Consider the following 20,345-nt stretch of genomic DNA (forward strand, 5'->3'; position numbering starts at 1 on the left):
TAGCTGCCCATCGCGGTGGCGCCGGTGCCCGAGGCTTCGCTGCGGAAGCCGTTCGCCGTCGCCTGGGTGTCCGAGGCGACCGATTCGGTACCGGTTGCGGTGCTGTACGCGCCCGAGGCCGATGCATCCGCACCGGTCGCCGTTGCGCCGATTTCAGTGGCCATAGCGCCCGCACCCAGCGCGGTGCTGTCTTCGCCGGAGGCCACGCTCCCCGCACCGAGCGCGGTCGAGCCGTCGGCACTGGCGCTGCTGCCCTGCCCGTAGGCGGAGGAAAGATCGCCGGTGGCGCGCGCCCCGGCGCCGGCCGCGATCGCGTTCGTGCCGTTGGCATACGCGGTGAAACCGATCGCCACCGAATCCTGGCCCTGCGCCTGCGCGCTGTAGCCCAGCGCAGTGCCATGCAGGCCGTAGGCTTGCGCATTCGAACCCACCGCGGTGCTGGCGGCGGTGTTGGCAATGGCGTTGGAACCGAGCGAAGTGGCGTTGGCCTGCAGCGCGCGTGCGTTGTTGCCGATCGCGGTGGTGCTGACGCCGACCGCCTGGGCGGCATGGCCGATCGCGGTCGCTGCCGCGCCGTTGGCCACGGCAGCGTCGCCGCAGGCCAGCGAAGCGGGCCCGGTCGCGGTCCCTGCCGCATTTCCTTGATTGCTCCCCTGGTCGCAAACCTGCTTGGCCATGGCCGGTGCCGAGACCACCGCACCGGCAAGGATCACCGCCTGGAGCAATCGCGCGCCCTTGCCCTTGCCCTTCGCCTTCGCCAATTCGGACGCAACGACAACACCACGCTCGACACTCCAGATCTTGCGGTAAATGCGGTTCATTGATTCTTCCCCTACAGGTTTTTGATGGCGACGCTTGTGGCGACCGCGTGGCTCATCGCCAAGCGGCCTGATTGAAGATGGCTTGCGGCTCCGGTTGTATGTCCCGCGCCGGGAAGCACGCCTGCTTCCCGCGGAACGGCGACCTGCGGTGGTCTGGCTGAACGCTCCCCAACCCCCCGGTACGACCCGATAGTCATTGCTGCATTTCTGTGCGTCAAGTCACGATTGAACGCATGCCGGACCGTGTCACGGTTTAACAATTTTGGGCGTATTTTGAACTAATTTCTTTAAATTCAATTACTTATAAAGTTAAATGAAGCGCCAAAATATGTCATTTTGTGCCGTTTACAGACACTGTTATTGACCTTTCGCGGCACACGAAAAAGCCCGCCATCCTTCGATGGCGGGCTCCAATGGCCTGCTGCGTCGATGTCGTGTGAGGTCAGCCGACGCTCTTGCGCACGTTTCGAAACATGCGCAGCCACGGCGAATCCGCCGGCCAGTCGCGCGGCGCCCAGCTGAGGTTGGCAGCGCGCGGGGTGCGCTCGGGGTGCGGCATCAGGATGGTCGCGCGGCCGTCCTCGCTGGACAGGCCGGCGATGGCGTCAGCCGAGCCGTTCGGGTTCGCGGGATACGCGGTTGCCGGGCTGCCGTCGCCCTGTACGTAACGCAGCGCGGTGCGGGCGGCGGCCTGGTCGGCGGGGTTGGCGAACTCGGCGCGGCCTTCGCCGTGCGCGATGGCGACCGGGATCCGCGAGCCGGCCATGCCGCGGAAGAACAGCGACGGCGATTCGACCACTTCCAGCATCCCGAAGCGGGCCTCGAACTGCTCGCTGCGGTTGCGCAGGAACTGCGGCCAGTGCGCGGCGCCGGGGATGATGGCCTTGAGCTGCGACATCATCTGGCAACCGTTGCACACGCCCAGCGAGAACGTGTCGCCGCGGGCGAAGAAGGCTTCGAACATGTCGCGCAGCGCCGGGCGCTCCAGGATCGAGGTCGCCCAGCCGCGGCCGGCGCCGAGCACGTCGCCGTAGCTGAAGCCGCCGCAGGCCACCAGCCCGGCGAACGTCGCGAGATCCACGCGGCCGGCGATCAGGTCGCTCATGTGCACGTCCACGGCCTCGAAGCCGCTGCGCACGAATGCCGACGCCATCTCGACCTGGCCGTTGACGCCCTGCTCGCGCAGGATCGCCACGCGCGGCGCGGCGCCGGCGTTAATGTACGGGGCGGCGACGTCCTCGGCCGGGTCGAACGTGAGCTTCGGCTGCAGACCCGGCGCGTCGAAGCGGCGCACGGCGGCGCGCTCCTCGTCGGCGCATTCGGGATCGTCGCGCAGCCGCTGCATCGCATGGCTGGTCGACCACCAGGCGTCGAACAACGTCTCCCAATGCCACTCCACCAGGGTCTTGCCGTCGTCGATGACGCGGATCGACGGCGCGGTGCTGGGCCGGGCGATGCGCTGGGCGCATTCGATCAGGCCGTGGCGCGCGACCAGGTCGGCGAACTCGGCGCGGTCGGCGCCGCGGATCTGCACGATCGCGCCCAGTTCTTCGTTGAACAGCGTGCGGCAGACGTCGTCGGCACGGTCGCCGCCCCAGCCTTCCAGCGAGATGTCGAGCCCGAGGTGCGAGCAGAACGCCATCTCGCACAGCGCGGCGAAGGCGCCGCCGTCGGAGCGGTCGTGGTAGGCCAGCAGCAAGCCGGCTTCGCGCGCGTCGCGGACAAGTTCGAACAGGCTGCGCAGGCGCTGCGGATCGTCGAGGTCGGGCGCCGCGCCGCCGAAGGCGTCGAAGCACTGCGACAGGATCGAGCCGCCGAGGCGCTGGCGGCCGGCGCCCAGGCCGATCAGCCAGATCTCGGTCTCGGCTTCGCGCGACAGCAGCGGCGTGAGCTGGCCACGCACGTCGGGCACCGGCGCGAACGCGGTGACCACCAGCGACACCGGCGACACCGACTTGTGCGCGATGCCGTCGGCCTGCCACTGCGCCTGCATCGACAGCGAATCCTTGCCCACCGGGATGCTCAGGTCGATGTCCGGGCATAGCGCCATGCCCACCGCCTCGACCGCATCGAACAGGCGGGCGTCCTCACCCGGATGGCCGGCGGCGGCCATCCAGTTGGCGGACAGCTTGATCCGGTCGAGCGACGCGACCGGCGCGGCGCACAGGTTGGTGATCGCTTCGCCCACGGCCATGCGCGCGGCGGCGGCGGAGTCGATCAGCGCGACCGGCGCGCGCTCGCCGATCGCCATCACTTCGCCAGCGTGGCCTTCGAAATCGGACAGCGTGATCGCGCAGTCGGCGACCGGCAGTTGCCACGGACCGACCATCTGGTCGCGCGCGGTGAGCCCGCCGACGCTGCGGTCGCCGATGGTGACCAGGAAACTCTTCGACGCCACGGTCGGATGCGCGAGCACGCGCAGGCCGGCCTTGTGCAGGTCGAGCGTGTCGGTCGACAGCGAGGTCCAGCGTGAGTGGCGCGGGCGACGGGCGTCGCGGTGCATCTTCGGGGCCTTGCCGAAGAGCACGTCCATGGGGAGATCGATGGGGTGGAGCGCTGTTCCTTCTCCGGGAGGGAGAAGGGAAACGCCATGGCCCACGACCAGGCGCTCTTCCGCCGTCGCCGTGCCGACCACGGCAAACGGGCAGCGCTCGCGTTCGCACAGCGCCGCGAATTCCGCGAGCTGCGACTGCGCCACGCCGAGCACGTAACGCTCCTGCGACTCGTTGCACCACAGCTGCAGCGGCGACAGCGAGGGGTCGTCGCTGGGCACCTTGTCGAGATCGATCACGCCGCCCACGCCGGAGTCGTGCAGCAGCTCCGGGATCGCGTTCGACAGACCACCGGCGCCGACGTCGTGGCACCACAGGATCGGGTTGCCGTCGCCGAGCGCGACGCAGCGGTCGATCACTTCCTGGCAGCGGCGCTCCATTTCCGGGTTATCGCGCTGCACGGAGGCGAAGTCGAGGTCTTCGGCGCTCTCGCCCGACGCCACCGAACTGGCCGCGCCGCCGCCCAGGCCGATCAGCATCGCTGGGCCGCCCAGCACGATCACCGCGTCGCCGGGCGACAGCAATGTCTTCTCGACCATGGTCCGGTCGATCGCGCCCAGCCCGCCGGCGAGCATGATCGGCTTGTCGTAGGCGCGTGTCAGCGCGGCATCGTCGCCGTGGGCGGGTTGTTCCAGCTCGAACGAGCGGAAGTAGCCCAGCAGGTTCGGCCGGCCGAATTCGTTGTTGAACGCGGCCGCGCCGAGCGGGCCGTCGAGCATGATTTCCAGCGCCGGTGCCATCCGCGGATTCAGCGCGCGCGGGTGTTCCCACGGCTGCGGCAGCGTGGGAATGCGCAGGTGCGAGACCGAGAAACCGCACAGCCCGGCCTTGGGCTTGCCGCCGCGGCCGGTGGCGCCTTCGTCGCGGATCTCGCCGCCGGCGCCGGTGGACGCGCCCGGGAACGGTGCGATCGCGGTCGGGTGGTTGTGGGTCTCGACCTTGATGCAGAACGCGCTGTCGCGCAGCGGTTCGGCGCGATACGCGTGGGTCTGCGGGTCGGGCCGGAAGCGCCGCGCCGGATAGCCCTCCACCACCGCGGCGTTGTCGCTGTACGCCGACAGCGTGTACTGCGGCGTGCGCGCGTGGGTGTGCTTGATCATCCGGAACAGCGACGCCGGCGTGCCGGCATCGTGCGGGCCGCCATCGAGCCGCATGTCCTGCCCGTCGATGGTCCACGAGGCGTTGAAGATCTTGTGCCGGCAGTGCTCGGAGTTGGCCTGCGCGAACATCATCAGCTCGACGTCGCTGGGGTCGCGCCCGAGTTCGCCGAAGCGCTGGCGCAGGTAGTCGATCTCGTCGTCGGCCAGCGCCAGGCCGAGGCGCGCGTTGGCCGCTTCGAGGTCGGCGAGCGCGATGCGTTCGAGCTCGCCGCGCGCGGGCACGCGGAACAGCGCGGCAGCGTCGTCGTGCGAGGCGAGCAGCGATTGCGTCATCGGGTCGTGCAGCAGGTTTGCCAGCGCGACGCGGGCTTCCACGTCCTGCGGCCAGCCGGCGATATCGAGGCGCAGGCCGCGTTCGACCCGCTTCACCGGCAGCCCGGCGCCGCGCAGCAGTTCGGTGGCCTTGCTGGCCCAGGGCGAGATCGTGCCCAGGCGCGGGGCCACGTAGCGCGAGACGGCATCGTCCTGGCGCGGCGAGACCGCGTCGCCGGCCTGCAGGATGCGGTGCAGGACGGCGCTGTCGACCACCTGCCCGGCGGCGTCCGGTTCGATCCAGTAGACGTGCCATGCGCCGGCCACGCGGACGCCCGGCGACAGCGCCTGGAGGCGGGTTTCGAGGCGTTCGCGGCGGAACGGCGACAGGGCCGGCTGGCCCTCGAGGACGATCATGTCCGGAGGCGGTCGGGAGCTGCGGGGGGCGTCATTGTAGCGGCTGCCGGGAACCAGGATCTGGGAATTCGGGGAATTCGGGGAATTCGGAGAATGCAGGATCAGGAAATCGGGAAGTGGCCTGCCGGCCACCGGCCGGCGGTTACCGCGCCCGTTACCTGCTGCCCGCAGTGCCCGCGCCGCCCTTCGCTTCCGCCGCCAGCTTGTCGAGCGCGGCGCGCAGCTCCTTGGGCGGCATGTAGCCGGGCATCGCGGTGCCGTCGGCGGCCACGATCAGCGGCGTGCCGGCCAGGCCCACGCGCTGGCCGACGTCGTATTCCATCGTCACCGGGTTCTTGCAGTTGCGCAGCGGCACCGGGCGACCGTTCTTGGCGTCGGTCAGGGCCTGCTTGCGATCCGCCGCACACCAGACGTTGACCATCTTCTGGAAGTCCGGGCTGCCCAGCCCCATCCGCGGGAAGGCGAGGTACTGCACCTCGATGCCTTCGCGGTTGTAGTCGGCGATCTGCGAATGCAGCTTGCGGCAGAACCCGCACTCGACGTCGGTGAACACCGACACCGTGTACTTCGGGTTGGCCGGCGCGAACACGATCCGGTCCTTGACCGGGATCGTCTTGAGCAGCTCGCGGCGCAGCTTGGCCAGGCTGGCCTCGCTCAGGTCGCGGCGGGCGTCGAGGTCGTACAGGCTGCCCTGCAGCATGTAGCGGCCGTCGTCGCTGACGTACAGGGTCTGCCCGCCCACGATCGCCTCGCGGAAACCGGGGATCGGGGACGCGCCGACGCGGTCGACCCGGATCTGCTTGTTGAGCTTGCGGATCGCATCGAGGGCGCGGGCATCGGCCGAGCCGGGCTCGACCTCCGGGGCGCCGGCGACGGCGGCCTGCGCGGTGGCCAAGGCTGGCGCCTTTTCGGCGGCGGCCTGGGGGCTGTCGGTCTGCGCGCACGCGGTCAGGCTGAAGGCGCCGAGCACGGCGAGGAGATACGGTTTCATGGGGGTTCCGGGGGACAGGACGCGAATGCCGGCATTGTCGCATGCGCCCCACCGCGACGGCCCGGTGCCGGGCGCTGCGTTCAGGCATCGGGCATCCGGTTCAGCCGCGTGGATGGTGTTTCGCGTGCAGCTGCTTGAGGTGTTCGCGTGCGACCAGGGTGTAGATCTGGGTGGTCGACAGCGAGCTGTGACCGAGCAGCATCTGCAGCGCGCGCAGGTCGGCGCCGTGGTTGAGCAGATGGGTGGCGAAGCTGTGGCGCAGGCCGTGCGGGCTGACCTTGTCCGGGTCGATGCCGGCGGCGGCGGCGTAGCGCTTGACCAGGGTCCAGAACTGCTGCCGGCTCGGCGCCTGCCCGCGGGCACCGAGGAACAGCGGCAGCAGGCTGCGCTTGCCGGCCAGCTGCGGACGGGATTCGGCCAGATAGCGTTCGAGCCAGTGCTGGGATTCCTCGCCCAGCGGCACCAGCCGCTCCTTGCTGCCCTTGCCGGTGACGCGCAGTACGCCCTGGCGCAGGTTCACCGCGGTGGCCGGCAGCCCGACCAGCTCGCTCACGCGCAGGCCGGCGGCGTACATCAGCTCCAGCATCGCGCGGTCGCGCAGGCCCAGTGGCGTGGCGATGTCCGGCGTGGCGAGCATGGCGTCGATCTGGCTTTCGGCCAGCGCCTTGGGCAGCGAGCGCGGCAGCTTAGGCGGCTCGAGCAGCGCGGTCGGATCGTCCTGGCGCTGGCCCTGCCGCACGCGGTGGCCGAAGAAGGCCCGCAGCGTCGACAGCAGGCGCGCGTTGCTGCGTGGCGACCAGCCATGCCGGGTGCGCCAGGCGAGGTACTCGAACAGTGCCGCGCGGTCCGCGCCGGCCAGCCCGCCTCCCGCGCCGTTGCGCCAGCGGGCGAAGCCTTCGAGATCGCGGCGGTAGCTGTCCAGCGACTGTCGCGCTAGTCCGTTTTCGGCCCAGATCGCGTCGATGAAGGCCTCGATCGCCCGCGCATCGGCCTCCTGCAGCGGCGGCAGGCTTGCGGTGAGTGCGCGGCGGTCGGCGGGCGTGGGCATGGGGACTGGAGGCCGAGACTGGTGTCGAAGCCTAACGCGGACGCCGGCATGCGGGCCTTTGTGCAAGGCGCGGTCTTGCAGGGGCGGCGGAAGCCGCGAGCTTTTCTGTTGCCCCTCCCCCTGCTCAGGCAGGGGGAGGTTGGGAGGGGGGTGCCCACGGTTTACGGTGCGACTGAAGGCACCCCTCCCCAACCCTCCCCTGCCTTCGCAAGGGAGGGAGCAAAATCTCGCGGCTTCCGCCGCACCTGCATTCCCGGGTGCCCGGTATCCTTTCGCGAATGTCCGACACCACGCCCGAAGCCCCCACTCCCGCCCCGCCGCGCCCGCTGGTCGGCTGGCGCCTGCTGGCGCTGTTCTACGACTTCTGGCCGTCGCTGGCGCTGTGGATGCTGGCGTCGCTGTGCTTCACCCTCGGCTACACGATTGCCGGCCACCACGATCCGCACGACAACATTGCGCCGCTCAGCGGACTGCAGTGGCTGCTGTGGCTGGTGTGCTGGCTGCTCAGCGGGCTGTACGCGGTGGTCAGCTGGCGGCGCGGCGGGCAGACGCTGGGAATGCGGCCGTGGCGGCTGTGGGTGATCGGCACCGATGGCGGTGCGCCATCCTGGCGGGCGCTATGCGTGCGCTACTTCGTTGGCACGGTGTCGTTGCTGGCGGCCGGGCTGGGTTTCTGGTGGGCGTGGTTCGATCGCGACCGGCTGGCCTGGCATGACCGCGTCAGCGGGACGCGGGTCGTGCGCAGGCCGAAAGCCGGGCGGTAGGCAACGCGCGCGAATCGGATGGGGGCAAGTAAACGAGCCGCCCTTGCCTCTGGCCTTTCGGCGGCGAGAGCGAGCGCAACAGCAGCTCGCTGCGCTCGCGCCCTCATCCGCCTTGGGCACCTTCTCCCGCAAGCGGGAGAAGGGATCGGATCGCGTGTATCGCGGTCGCCTTGCCTTCATCCGTGGCCGGGCGTTCATCCACTCCGTCGCCGGAACAGCCAGGCCGAGACGCCCAGCATCACCAGCGGCGGCATCAGGTAGGCGATGCGGTAGTCGAAGCGGTACACGCCGGCCAGCTTCACGAACTGCATCTGCAGCAGCCAGAAACCGAGCGCGAACACGATGCCGATGAACAGCCGCTTGCCGGCGCCGCCGCTGCGCAGGGTGCCGAACGCGAACGGGATCGCCGCCAGGCACAGCGCCAGCACGTTGAGCGGATAGAACCAGCGGCCCCAGTAGTACTCCTCGAACTCGCTGGCATCGAGGCTGTTGCGCTTGCGATAGGTGATGCCGCTGCGCAGGTCGTGCGCGGACATGTAGCGCGGGCGCCAGATGTTGCTGGCGCTGGCGGCCAGCGCCGCGGCGTCGAGCTGCGAGGTCCAGCGCTCCTCCATCACCTCGGTCTGGGTGACGGCGTTGCCCTCGAAATAGGTGCGGTTGACGCCGCGCAGCAGCCAGCCGCTCTTGCGGTGCTCGGCGGTGGCCACCCGGGCGATCGATTCCAGCCGCCCGTCCTTGGCGAACTCGAACAGGCGCACGTCGTCGAGCTGCAGCCAGGTGTCCTTGCCGTCGGCGTGTTCCTGCCCGTTCTGGGCGTTGAGGAAGGTGTCGCCCTCGCGCGCCCAGAGCCCGGAGTACTGGGCGATGGTCATGTCCTTCGACTTGGCGGCCGCCTTGAGGCTGTCGGCGCTGCGCTGCGCCCACGGCGCCAGGCTTTCGCCGTTGACCACCATCAATGCAGTCAGCACCAGCAGCGGCGCGGCCACCGACAGGCTGAGCCGGCGCCGCGACAGCCCCACGGCGCGCAGTGCGGTCAGTTCGGAACTCGCGGCCAGCTGCCCCAGCGCCATCAGCGCGCCGATCACCGCGACGGTGGGGAACATCGTGTAGGCGCGGCGCGGCACCGTGTAGGCGATATGGGTCAGCGCCTGGAGGAAGCCGTAGTTGCCCTTCCCGATATCGCCGAACTCGCTGACCATGGCGTTGACCACGTCCAGGCCCACCAGCACCGTCCAGGTCAGCAGGACGGTGGTCACCACCATGCGACTGACGTACAGGTCATGGATCTTCGGGAACGGCGTCATCGCTGTGCCCTCGCCGCCAGCCGCGGCAACCGCGCCTTGCGCATCCGTCCGTCGCGCAGGTAGGCCCAGATGGCGAATGCCAGCAATGGCAGCAGCAGCCACCACAGCCCGACCGCGAGCGGCAGCTTGCCCTTGGCCAGCCAGTCGGTGCCCATGTACATCAGGTTCATGCCGACCATGTAGGCGAGGAAGCCGAGCATCACCCGTCCGTAGCGCGTCTGCCGCGGCGAACTGCGGCCCAACGGAACGGCCAGCAGCGCGAACGCCAGCGCCAGCAGCGGCGGCCCCAGCCGGAAGTGCAGCTGCGCGGCGGCCTCGGGGCGCGGATCGCCGAGCAGCGCGCTGGTGGGCAGGCGCTCGGGGTCGTTTTCGTCGGATTTTTCGCCGGCGTCCGGCAGCCGCAGATCGTTGCTGGCGTAGCGCATCAGGCGATAGTCGCGCCCCGCGCCCAGCGGCCCCTCGACCTCGAAGCCCTGGTCCAGGGTGAGGAAGCGCTCCTCGCCCTCGACGTTGAGCTTGCCGCTGCGCGCGGTCGTGACGTCGAGGCGGTCGCCCTTCTGGCGGTAGACGAACACGCGGGTCAGCGCGGTGCCGTCGTTGGACATCGAGCCGACATAGACCACGCCACCGCCGCCGGGCAGTTCGATGAAGCGCCCCGGCTCCAGTCCGGCGACCAGCAGGCTGCGGTTGCCGGTTTCGATCATCTTCTGCGAGTAGTCCAGCGCCCACGGCCCCAGCCACAGCGAGCACAGCGCGATCAGCCCCACCACCGGCAGCGCCAGCATCAGCACCGGCCGCAGCAGGCGCCGCGGGCCGACGCCGATCGCGGTCAGCACCGGCATTTCCGAGTCGCGGTACAGGCGCCCGACCGCCAGCAGCAGGCCCAGCATCAGCCCCAGCGGCAGGATCAGCGGCAGGTAATTGAGGATCTGCAGGCCCAGCTGGGCCAGCATCATCCCGGCCGGCACCCGGCCGCGTGCGACGTCGCCCAGCACGTCGGCGAACACGCCGCCGAGGCTGACGATCATCAGTACCACCAGGGTGGCGAAGGTGGCCTGCGCGAACTCGCGGAACAGGTAGGAGTCGAGCTTTTTCGGCATCAGGCGGGGTTGCCTTAGAATTGGGGGTCCAACCGCGTCACGTCGGCCGCAGCACCGGCAGCGTCCCGCTGCAGGGTGAACGGTCAATTGTAAGGAACACTTCACGGATTCTGTGAGGAAGCGTTCATGCCGGCCAGGTCCATGCCGGCGATGAGCGCGCCCCGGCGTCCGCCGGAGTCCCGCCGCCCGCGGCCGCCGACGCGGCCATTCGCATTGCAGAGACATAAAAGACCCCATGACCCTCGAATTCGCCCTGAACCAGTCCGCCCCCGCCTCCGCCGCCACCGATTGCGTCATCGTCGGCGTCTTCGCCGACAAGTCGCTGTCCCCGGCCGGGGACGCCCTCGACGCCGCCAGCGGCGGCCGCCTGAAGGCCCTCGTCGAACGCGGTGACGTGTCCGGCAAGACCGGCCGCACCGCGCTGCTGCACGACCTGCCCGGCATCACCGCCGCGCGCGTGCTGGTGATCGGCTTGGGCGAGAAGGCCAAGTTCGCGGTCCCGCAGTACCTCAAGGCCGTGGGCGACGCCGCGCGCGCGCTCAAGGGCGGCGCCGGCGCCGGTGCGCTGTTCACGCTGTCCGAACTCGAGGTCCCCGGCCGCGACACCGCCTGGAACATCCGCCAGGCGGTGATCGCCGCCGCGCATGCCTGCTACCGCTACACCGCCACCCTCGGCGACAAGAACAAGGCCAAGCACGACGACAGCGGGCTGAAGTCGCTGGCCATCGCCGGCGACGACGCCACCGCGCTGGCGCAGGGCGTCGCGATCGCCGAAGGCGTCGAGTTCGCGCGCAACCTGGGCAACCTGCCGCCCAACATCTGCAACCCGGCCTACATCGCCGACCAGGCGCGCACGTTCGCCGCCGCCAACGGCGCCGAATCCGAGATCCTCGACGAAAAGCAGATGGAATCGCTGGGCATGGGCTCGCTGCTCGCCGTCGCGCGCGGCTCGGCCAACCGTCCGCACCTCGTGGTGCTGAAATGGAATGGCGGCGGCGACGCCAAGCCGTTCGCCCTGGTCGGCAAGGGCATCACCTTCGACACCGGCGGCGTCAACCTCAAGACCCAGGGCGGCATCGAGGAGATGAAGTACGACATGTGCGGCGGCGCCACCGTCATCGGCACCTTCGTCGCGGCGGTGAAGATGAAGCTGCCGATCAACCTGGTCGTGGTGGTGCCGGCGGTGGAGAACGCCATCGACGGCAACGCCTATCGCCCGTCCGACGTGATCACCTCGATGTCGGGCAAGACCATCGAGGTCGGCAACACCGACGCCGAAGGCCGCCTGATCCTGTGCGACGCGCTGACCTACGTGCAGAGGTACGAGCCGCAGGCGACCGTCGACGTCGCCACGCTCACCGGCGCCTGCATGGTGGCGCTGGGCCGCTTCGCCTCGGGCCTGATGACCAAGCACGACGACCTCGGCGCCGAGCTGCTCGACGCCGGCGAGAACGTCTTCGACCGCGCCTGGCGCCTGCCGCTGTGGGACGAATACCAGGGCATGCTCGATTCGAGCTTCGCCGACGTCTACAACATCGGCGGCCGCTGGGCCGGCGCGGTCACCGCCGGCTGCTTCCTGTCGCGCTTCACCGAGGGCCAGCGCTGGGCGCACCTGGACGTCGCCGGCACCGCCAGCGGCGAAGGCAAGCGCGGCATGGCGACGGGCCGCCCGGTGGGGCTGCTGAGCCAGTGGCTGCTGGACCGGGTGGCGTGATCCGCGGAGGGGGATCGTGATTGGCACCTGCCGTCCGGTCCCCCATCCTCGAACCACCCACCACGGATTCCTGCCCGCATGCGCGCCGACTTCTACCTGATCTCCAAGCCGCGCTTCCGCGAGGAACCGCTGCGGCTGGTGTGCGAGCTGGCGCGCAAGGCCCACGACGCCAACCTGTGGACGCTGGTGCTGGCGCGCGACGCGGCGCAGGCCGAGGCGCTGGACGACCTGCTGTGGGACATGGGCGACGACGTCTTCATCCCGCACCAGATCGCCGGCGTCGATGTCGACGAGGACGAGGCCGCGGTGCTGATCGCCCCGCCGGAAGTCGACGCACCGTTGCGCCCGCTGGTGATCAACCTGCGCGACGCGGCGGTGGAAGGCGGTTTCGAGCGGGTGCTGGAAGTGGTGCCCGCCGACGATTCCGCGCGTGGCCCGCTGCGCGAGCGCTGGAAGCAGTACAAGGCGCGCGGGATGGACGTGAACAAATACGATATGTAGTGCCGCGCGATTGCATGCGTTGCCGCCGTTTCCGCGCAAGCAGGAACGGGGCACCTGCGCGCAAGGCGGCCCACGGGCACAGACACTGGAGTCCCGCCTGCGCGGGAATGACGACCAAAAGCGGATCCCCATGACTGCACTGACCACCGGCTACGACCCCAAGTCCTTCGAATCGCGCCTCTACGCGCAGTGGGAAGCCAGCGGCGTGTTCGCGCCGCAGGGCGATGGGCCGGCCTACACGATCCTGCTGCCGCCGCCGAACGTCACCGGCACCCTGCACATGGGCCACGCGTTCCAGCACACGCTGATGGACGCGTTGGTGCGCTACCACCGCATGCGCGGGTTCCGCACGCTGTGGCAGATGGGCACCGACCACGCCGGCATCGCCACCGAGATGGTGGTGGGCCGCAACCTCGCGCTCGAAGGCAACGGCGAAACCCGCGATTCGCTCGGTCGCGACAAGTTCATCGAAAAGGTCTGGGAGTGGAAGCAGCACTCCGGCGACACCATCGAACGGCAGATGCGCCGCCTCGGCGCCAGCGGCGACTGGTCGCGCAGCGTGTTCACCATGGATCCGATGGCGTCGAACGCGGTCACCGAAGCCTTCGTGCGCCTGCACGAGCAAGGCCTGGTCTACCGCGGCCAGCGCCTGGTCAACTGGGACCCGGTGCTGAAGACCGCGATCTCCGACCTGGAGGTCGAGAACCGCGAAGTCCCCGGCCACATGTGGCACTTCAGGTATCCACTGGCCGGCGGCGAGACCTACGAGTACATCGAACGCGACGCCGACGGCAACGTCACCCTGCGCGAAACGCGCGACTACATCGCCATCGCCACCACCCGCCCGGAAACCATGCTCGGCGACGGCGCGGTGGCGGTGCATCCGTCGGACGCGCGCTACGCGCCGATCGTCGGCAAGCTGTGCGAGATCCCGGTCGGCCCGAAGGCGCATCGGCGTTTGATCCCGATCATCTCCGACGAGTATCCCGACCCGGACTTCGGCTCCGGCGCGGTCAAGATCACCGGTGCGCACGACTTCAACGATTACCAGGTCGCGCGGCGCCACGGCATCCCGCTGTACGCGTTGATGGACGATCAGGCGCGCATGCGCACCGACGGCCTGTCGTACGAGGACAGCGCGGCCATTGCCGGCCGCGCGGCGCGCGGCGAGGATGTCGGCGACGTGTCCGAGGTGAACCTGGTGCCGCCGGAATTGCGCGGCCTCGACCGCTATGAAGCCCGCGCCCGCGTCGTCGCCGAGATCACCGCCGAAGGCCTGGCCGTCACCGGCGCCGATGGCGAGCCACTGGTCGAATCGAAGCCGATCATGCAGCCGTTCGGCGACCGCAGCGGCCAGGTGATCGAGCCGTTCCTGACCGACCAGTGGTTCGTGAAAATGGACGGGCTGGCGAAGCGCGGACTCGAACTGGTCGAGTCCGGAGAGGTGAAGTTCGTCCCGCCGAACTGGATCAACACCTACCGCCACTGGCTCGAAAACATCCAGGACTGGACCATCAGCCGCCAGCTCTGGTGGGGTCATCGCATCCCGGCGTGGTTCGACGAAGCAGGCAAGGTATACGTCGGTCGCAGCGAGGCCGAGGTGCGCGAGAAGCACGGTCTCGGCGATGCGCCGCTGCACCAGGACCCGGACGTGCTGGAAACCTGGTTCTCATCGGCGATGTTCCCGTTCAGCACCCAGGGCTGGCCGGACGAGGACGCGATGGGCGAGCTGGGCTTCGACATCGCGCTGCCGACCAGCGTGCTGGTGACCGGCTTCGACATCATCTTCTTCTGGGTCGCGCGCATGATCATGATGACCGACCGGCTGGTCGGCCGCGTGCCGTTCCGCGACGTTTACATGACCGGCCTGGTGCGCGATTCGCACGGGCAGAAGATGTCCAAGTCGAAGGGCAACGTGCTCGATCCGCTCGACATCATCGACGGCATCAGCGCCGACGCGCTGGTCGCCAAGCGCACCACGGGGCTGATGAAGCCGCAGGACGCGCCAAGGATCGAGAAGGCCACGCGCAAGGAATTCCCGGACGGCATCAACGCCCACGGTGCTGACGCGCTGCGCTTCACCATGGCCGCGCTGGCCGGCCCGGGCCGCGACATCAAGTTCGACCTGGCGCGCGCCGAGGGCTACAAGAACTTCTGCAACAAGCTGTGGAACGCGACCCGCTTCGCGCTGATGAACATCGGCGACGATGCAGTGTTCGCAGGTGCGCCACAGCCGAAGACCGATGCGGAAAAGTGGATCCTCTCGCAGCTGGCGCGCACGAGTGCCGAAGCCGGCGAGCATTTCGCCAGCTACCGCTTCGACCTGCTGGCGCAATGCCTGTACGAGTTCGCCTGGAACCAGTTCTGCGACTGGTTCGTGGAACTCGCCAAGCCGGCGCTCAACGGCGGCGACGCCGAGGCGGCGAACAGCACGCGCCACACGCTGGTCTACGTGCTCGACGCGCTGCTGCGCATGCTCCACCCGCTGGCCCCGTTCGTGACCGAAGAGTTGTGGCAGGCCGTCGCGCCGAAGCGGGGCAAGTCCGGCAGCATCATGGTCCAGGCCTACCCGACGATGTTCGACGGCAAGGAGTACCTGACCGACGGGCTGGCGGCGGCCGAATCGGATGTCGAATGGTTGAAGGACGTCATTTCCGCCGTGCGCCGGATCCGCAGCGAACTGGGCGTGTCGCCGGCAAAGCAAGTGTCCTTGCTGGTGCGCGGTGGCGACGACACCGGACGCGCGCGGATCGCCCGCTTCGACGCACAGCTGCGCTTCCTGTGCAGGCTCGAGCGCATCGAGATGCTGGCCGGCGAACCGCCGGCGGCCGCACCCGCCGTGGTCGGCGAGATGCAGCTGTTCGTGCCGCTGGAAGGCCTGGTGGACCTGGACGCCGAACGCACGCGCCTGGACAAGGAGATCGCCAAGGTCGCCGCCGAGAAGGACAAGAGCGAGGCCAAGCTGGCGAAGTTCGGTGGCAGCGTGCCGCCCGCCGTGGTCGAGCAGGAGCGCCAGCGCCTGGCCGACTGGGCCGCGAAGCTCGAGGCCCTGTCGGTCCAGCGGGCCCGGCTGGGCTGACGGGCGCGCGCTGACGACGGGCACGGCCCGGCCGGAACGGCCCTGGCCCGCGCGGACTGGCCTGCGCCGGCATCGCATCACGTGGCTTCCGGAAAGCCCACGGGAATCCACGCGATGCGCGCCCTGCTCCTGCCCTGCCTGCTCCTGTGCTGCCTGCTACCGGTCGCCGGCAACGCGGCGGCGGCCGAGACCATCCTCCACAACGGCCGCATCTGGACCGGCGATGCCGCGAATCCGGCGGCGAGCGCCATCGCGATCGACGACGGCCGGATCGTCGCGGTCGGCGACGACGCGACGATCCTCGGGCTCGCCAATGTCAGGACCCGACGCATCGACCTGAAGGGCCACCGCGTGGTGCCCGGCATCAACGATGCGCACGTGCATCTCGGCGCGTGGTGGACGTCGACCCGCCTCGAACTGCCCTTGCCCGATCCGACCCGCGCCCAGCTCGAAGCCGCGCTGGCAGCGCAGCCCACCGCCGGCGACGGCTGGATCAGCGCGACCATCGGCGCCGCGGTCTTCAACGACCCCGGCTTCACCGCCGCGACCCTCGACGCGCTGCAGCCGACACGGCCGGTCATCCTGCAGGCGATGACCGGCCACGGCACGATCGTCAATGGCGCGGCGCAGCGTCTTCTGCGGATCGATCCCGCAATTCCGGTACCTGGAGGCTGGTACGGCAAGGACGCGGACGGCGGGTTCGACGGGCGCCTGTACGAGTACGCGCAGTGGCGCATGCGCCATTCGCAGCCGCCGCTGCCCGACGAGGTGGAGATCGCCGACCTCCAGGGCTACGCCGCGGAAATGGCGAAGTACGGCACCACCTCGCTGCAGGCCATGGCGATGATGCCGCCGGCACGTTTTGTCGCGTTATGGCAACAGTCCGGAGCACCTCAGCGCCTGCGCCTGATCCGCATCCCGGCACCGGCGCGCCTGGGCGACCGCGTCGACGGTGCCGACCTGCCGCGCAACGTGGCCGGTGCCGCGCACATCCGCGTTTTCGGCACCAAGTGGATCCTCGACGGCACCCCGATCGAACACGGCGCCGCCATGCGCCGGCCCTACACGGGGACCGACCTGCGCGGGCGCCTGAACTTCAGCCGCGACGAGATCGAGCAGCTGTTGCGCGAGATCGTCGCCCGCAACGACCAGCCGCTGCTGCACATCGCCGGCGACGCCACCGCCGAGGCGGTGCTGGATGCCATGGCCGCCATCGCCCCGGAAGCGGAATGGAAGCAGCGACGCCTGCGTTTCGAACACGGCGACGGCCTCCGCGCGGACCTGCTGGCCCGCGCTCGCGACTTCGGCGTGGTGGTGGTGCAGAACCCTTCGCACTTCACCTTGCCCAGCCCCGCCATGGCGCAAAGCCCGCTGTCGGGGCTGCTGGACGCTGGCATTCCCCTCGCGCTGGGCAGCGACGGCCCTGCGAATCCGTGGCTCAACATGCTCTGGGCGCAGCAACTCCCCGCGGCGCCCGGACAGGCGCTGAGCCGCGAGCAGGTGCTGCGCGCCTACACGGCCGGCAGCGCGTACGCGGAGTTCGAGGAAGACCGCAAGGGCAAGCTCGCGCCCGGCTACGTCGCCGACCTCGCCGTGCTCTCGCAGGATGTCCTGGACGATGCCGTGCCGATGGAAGCGTTGCCGGCGACGACCAGCCTGATGACCGTCATCGCCGGCGACATCGCCTGGCGTGATCCGGCATTCTGAATCGCGCCACGGCCAGCGCTGCCAGATATTCATCAATCAGCGTGCTTGCCCTGCTTTTGCTGCTGCTTTTGCTGCTGCTTTTGCTGCTGCTTTTGCTGTCGCCTTTCGCCCTTCGGAGCCCCTCCGAAGCGGCGGAGCCGGCGGGCAAAACCCGCAGGGCGCCGCACATGGATGTGCGGCGTTTCCGGCAAGGCCAAGATGGCCCTTCCGGAAATTCCCGCCGGCTCCGCGGACCCGATGCGCAGCATCGGGCGCGCAGGCGGGGTGTGTTTCTTTGCGCCAGGTTTCTTTGCACAAGCAAAGAAAGGTGGCTCGCGCCCGCAGGGCGCGAAACGCCTTTGCTTTGCAAGAGCCGGCCCGGCCGAAGTTGCTAGTCCAGCAACTCGATCGCCATCACGATCGCATCCTCGCGCCCGACATGCGTCGGGTAATAGCGCGGCCGGCGGCCAATCTCGTTGAAGCCTTCATCCTCGTACAACGCGATCGCGTGCGGATTCGACGGCCGCACCTCGAGGAACACGCGCTGCGCGCCATGCCCATGCGCGAGCTTGAGCAGCGCACGCAATAGCCGCCGGCCGAGGCCGTGACTCTGCAAGCGCGGTTCGATGCACAGGTTGAGCACGTGCGCCTCGTCGGCGGCGATGCTGAGCACGCCGTAGCCGAGGATGCGTTCGCCTTCGTGCAGGATCCACGCCGGATAGCCGGCGCGCAGGCAGTCGCGGAAGATGCCGTGGGTCCACGGGAACGGATACGCGCGACGCTCGATCTCCATCACCGTGTCGAGGTCGTCCTCGCGCATCGGCCGCAGGCGGCCCTTCGCCGTGTCGGCCCGGTCGGAGGCGATCGCGCTCATGGCCCCGCGTCCCGCTCAGCGCGGGCGCGTCGTCGCCCGCAGTGCGCGCAGCCGCGGCCACAGCGCGCGTTTTGCGGCCGGGTCGCGCAGGCGCGCGGTCGGCATCCACTCGCGGCACAGCGCCGCCGCGTCGGCGGCATCCGCGTCGCGTCCGGCCGCGCGCAGCAGCGCATGCAGCAGGGCGTCATCGGGCAACACCGTCGGCGCCGGCCCGGCAGTGCGGTACACGGTATGGCCGAGGGCCTCGAGGATTTCGTGCTGCAGCGGATCCCAGCTCACGGCAACGACTCCGTTTCGCCCTCGTTCGACAGCCTGCGCCGCTTGAACCACAGCACCGGCCCCGACAGCGCGTACAGCACGCACGCGGCCAGCAGCGTCTTGGCCGGCTCGATCACCAGCGCGATGATCACCGCCACCGCGATCAGCAGAGCGAAGAACGGCACCCGGTCCGACTTCGGCCCGCGCCCGCCCTTGAAGCTGCTGTAGCGCAGCCCGCTGACCATCAGCAGGCCGCTGACGATGGTGACGGCCAGCGCGGCATAGCGCAGTTCGTCGCCGCTCCAGTCCAGGCCGTGGAAGGTCCAGACGAAGCTGGCCATCAGGCCCGCCGCCGCCGGGCTGGCCAGGCCGATGAACCAGCGCTTGTCGACCTTGCCGACCTGGCTGTTGAAGCGCGCCAGCCGCAGCGCCGCGCAGGCCGCGTACAGGAATGCCGCCAGCCAGCCGATCTTGCCGAGGGTGCCGCCATCGAGCTTCAGCGACACCAGCGCCCAGTGGTACATCACCAGCGCCGGCGCCATGCCGAAGCTGATCAGGTCGGCCAGCGAGTCGTACTGCACGCCGAACTCGCTCTGGGTGTTGGTCAGCCGGGCGACGCGGCCGTCGAGGCCGTCGAGGATGGCGGCGATGAAGATTGCCACGCAGGCGGCCTCGAAACGGCCCTGGGAGGCCGCGATGATCGCGAAAAAACCGCCGAACAGGCCGCCGGTGGTGAACAGGTTGGGCAGCAGGTAGATGCCGCGGCCGCGCGGGCGTTGCAGGGGCTGGTCGTCCATGGGGGCGAGTGTATCCGCCCCGGCGACGCGGCGGCAGGCCGTGGCGCGGTCACGATTCGGTACGCCATGGCTTGCGCCGGCGCGCCCGCGATGCTGCAATCCCCGCGCGAACCGCTTCCTGCAGGATGTCCCGATGACCCGCCACGCGCTTGTTCCCCTGTTCGGCCTGTCCCTGCTGCTTGCGGCCGCGGCTGTCTCCGCCGGCGAGCTTTACCAGTGGAAGGATGCCAACGGCATCACCCACTATTCGCAGACCCCACCCGCCAAGGGCAACTACACCGAGCGCACCGAAAGCGGCCGCGGCCCCGCCAGGCCGGTCGAGGCAGCGGCTGCCCAGCCCGCCGAATCGCCGCAGTGTGCCCAGTCACGCGCGAACATCCTCCTGCTCGAAAGCAAGAGCCCGGTGCAGCAGGACACCGACGGCGACGGCAAGCCCGACAAGGTCCTCGACGACACCGAGCGCAGCAACCAGCTCGAACTCGCGCGCGCCCTGCTCAAGGCCAACTGCGCCGAAAGCAACGCGACCGCGGCGAAGTAACGCCATCACGATGGCCGCGGGGGACGGCTGATGCGACTGACCTGGGCGCTCGTGCTGGGCGTGGTGGCCGGCGTGGCGGTGGCCTGGTGGCTGTCGCGCGACCCGCCCGAACTGGCACGGGAAAAACAGGCCCGCGCCGAAGCGGCCGCCGCCGCCAACTTCGAGGACTCGCGTCCGGTGCTGTACCGCTGGCGCGACGACGACGGCGCCCTGCACGTCACCGACGCCGCGCCCAAGGGGCGCAAGTACGAACGCATTCCGATCGAGCCGGACCCGGCGATCGAAGTCCACGGCGACCGCTAGGACCTGGACAACTTTGCTTTTGATCGTCATTCCGCGAAGGCGGGGTGGCCCACAGGCGAACACCTGGTCATCCGGTGTTTTCGGATCTCAAGCGTTTGAAGTCACTGGATCCCTGCGTGACCAGGCATGCGTCTGTTGGGAGCCGCGGGGATGACGACAGTTGTTCTGGGCCTCTCCTGAGGTATC

At 69.5% G+C, this 20,345-nt stretch carries 17 protein-coding genes; 7 read left to right on the forward strand and 10 right to left on the reverse strand.

Annotation, left to right across the window (positions count from 1 at the left end; genetic code table 11):
* The 4 genes from ACTJIL_RS12330 to xerD all read right to left on the reverse strand — a co-directional run.
* On the reverse strand, nt 1–821 hold an 821-nt coding region (locus ACTJIL_RS12330), incomplete at its 3' end, for an ESPR-type extended signal peptide-containing protein (RefSeq protein WP_440755920.1).
* Between the two features lie 442 nt (nt 822–1,263).
* Nucleotides 1,264–5,202, reverse strand: coding sequence for a phosphoribosylformylglycinamidine synthase (purL, locus tag ACTJIL_RS12335; RefSeq protein WP_440755921.1), 3,939 nt, complete (start codon nt 5,200–5,202; stop codon nt 1,264–1,266).
* 154 nt (nt 5,203–5,356) lie between these two features.
* The gene (locus ACTJIL_RS12340; protein WP_440755922.1) at nt 5,357–6,193 is read right to left on the reverse strand and encodes a DsbC family protein; all 837 of its coding nucleotides are present in this window, start codon (nt 6,191–6,193) and stop codon (nt 5,357–5,359) included.
* A 100-nt stretch (nt 6,194–6,293) separates the two neighbouring features.
* Complete coding sequence (gene xerD, locus ACTJIL_RS12345) at nt 6,294–7,241, reverse strand: site-specific tyrosine recombinase XerD (RefSeq protein WP_440755923.1); 948 nt, start codon at nt 7,239–7,241, stop codon at nt 6,294–6,296.
* A gap of 278 nt (nt 7,242–7,519) precedes the next feature.
* Between xerD and ACTJIL_RS12350 the strand changes: the two genes are divergently transcribed.
* Nucleotides 7,520–8,005 (forward strand): RDD family protein, encoded by a 486-nt coding sequence (locus ACTJIL_RS12350; RefSeq protein ID WP_440755924.1) that lies wholly within the window; start codon nt 7,520–7,522, stop codon nt 8,003–8,005.
* A gap of 194 nt (nt 8,006–8,199) precedes the next feature.
* Here ACTJIL_RS12350 and lptG read toward each other — a convergent pair whose 3' ends face one another.
* Nucleotides 8,200–9,309: an LPS export ABC transporter permease LptG gene (gene lptG, locus ACTJIL_RS12355; protein WP_440755925.1), complete on the reverse strand. Its 1,110-nt coding sequence runs from the start codon at nt 9,307–9,309 to the stop codon at nt 8,200–8,202.
* Nucleotides 9,306–10,409: an LPS export ABC transporter permease LptF gene (gene lptF / locus ACTJIL_RS12360; RefSeq protein ID WP_440755926.1), complete on the reverse strand. Its 1,104-nt coding sequence runs from the start codon at nt 10,407–10,409 to the stop codon at nt 9,306–9,308. Before lptF ends, lptG begins: the two co-directional genes overlap by 4 nt.
* A 235-nt stretch (nt 10,410–10,644) precedes the next feature.
* Between lptF and ACTJIL_RS12365 the strand changes: the two genes are divergently transcribed.
* The 4 genes from ACTJIL_RS12365 (at nt 10,645) to ACTJIL_RS12380 (ending at nt 17,410) form a co-directional block, all read left to right on the forward strand.
* A complete protein-coding gene (locus tag ACTJIL_RS12365) occupies nt 10,645–12,123 on the forward strand; it encodes a leucyl aminopeptidase (protein ID WP_440755927.1) in 1,479 nt (492 codons plus the stop codon).
* A 78-nt stretch (nt 12,124–12,201) separates the two neighbouring features.
* Nucleotides 12,202–12,624, forward strand: a complete 423-nt coding sequence (locus ACTJIL_RS12370; RefSeq protein ID WP_440755928.1) for a DNA polymerase III subunit chi — start codon at nt 12,202–12,204, stop codon at nt 12,622–12,624.
* Between the two features lie 130 nt (nt 12,625–12,754).
* The gene (locus ACTJIL_RS12375; protein ID WP_440755929.1) at nt 12,755–15,703 is read left to right on the forward strand and encodes a valine--tRNA ligase; all 2,949 of its coding nucleotides are present in this window, start codon (nt 12,755–12,757) and stop codon (nt 15,701–15,703) included.
* A gap of 114 nt (nt 15,704–15,817) precedes the next feature.
* Nucleotides 15,818–17,410, forward strand: coding sequence for an amidohydrolase (locus tag ACTJIL_RS12380; RefSeq protein WP_440755930.1), 1,593 nt, complete (start codon nt 15,818–15,820; stop codon nt 17,408–17,410).
* Between the two features lie 32 nt (nt 17,411–17,442).
* On the opposite strand, the gene ACTJIL_RS12385 is transcribed toward ACTJIL_RS12380, so the two are convergent.
* The 4 genes from ACTJIL_RS12385 to pssA form a co-directional block, all read right to left on the reverse strand.
* The gene (locus ACTJIL_RS12385; RefSeq protein ID WP_440756652.1) at nt 17,443–17,658 is read right to left on the reverse strand and encodes a hypothetical protein; all 216 of its coding nucleotides are present in this window, start codon (nt 17,656–17,658) and stop codon (nt 17,443–17,445) included.
* A gap of 122 nt (nt 17,659–17,780) precedes the next feature.
* The gene (rimI, locus tag ACTJIL_RS12390) at nt 17,781–18,263 is read right to left on the reverse strand and encodes a ribosomal protein S18-alanine N-acetyltransferase (protein ID WP_440755931.1); all 483 of its coding nucleotides are present in this window, start codon (nt 18,261–18,263) and stop codon (nt 17,781–17,783) included.
* A 15-nt stretch (nt 18,264–18,278) separates the two neighbouring features.
* Nucleotides 18,279–18,542 carry a hypothetical protein gene (locus tag ACTJIL_RS12395; RefSeq protein WP_440755932.1) on the reverse strand — a complete coding sequence of 88 codons (264 nt, stop codon included), beginning with the start codon at nt 18,540–18,542 and terminating at the stop codon, nt 18,279–18,281.
* Nucleotides 18,539–19,318, reverse strand: a complete 780-nt coding sequence (gene pssA / locus ACTJIL_RS12400; RefSeq protein WP_440755933.1) for a CDP-diacylglycerol--serine O-phosphatidyltransferase — start codon at nt 19,316–19,318, stop codon at nt 18,539–18,541. The genes ACTJIL_RS12395 and pssA overlap by 4 nt, the downstream gene beginning before the upstream one ends.
* A gap of 133 nt (nt 19,319–19,451) precedes the next feature.
* On the opposite strand from pssA, the gene ACTJIL_RS12405 reads away from it, so the two are divergent.
* On the forward strand, nt 19,452–19,856 hold the full coding sequence (locus ACTJIL_RS12405) for a DUF4124 domain-containing protein (protein WP_440755934.1): 405 nt from the start codon (nt 19,452–19,454) through the stop codon (nt 19,854–19,856).
* 30 nt (nt 19,857–19,886) lie between these two features.
* On the forward strand, nt 19,887–20,159 hold the full coding sequence (locus ACTJIL_RS12410; protein WP_440755935.1) for a DUF4124 domain-containing protein: 273 nt from the start codon (nt 19,887–19,889) through the stop codon (nt 20,157–20,159).
* Nucleotides 20,160–20,345 lie beyond the last annotated feature (186 nt).

The sequence above is a fragment of the Luteimonas sp. 22616 genome (assembly GCF_052044325.1).
GTDB lineage: Bacteria > Pseudomonadota > Gammaproteobacteria > Xanthomonadales > Xanthomonadaceae > Luteimonas.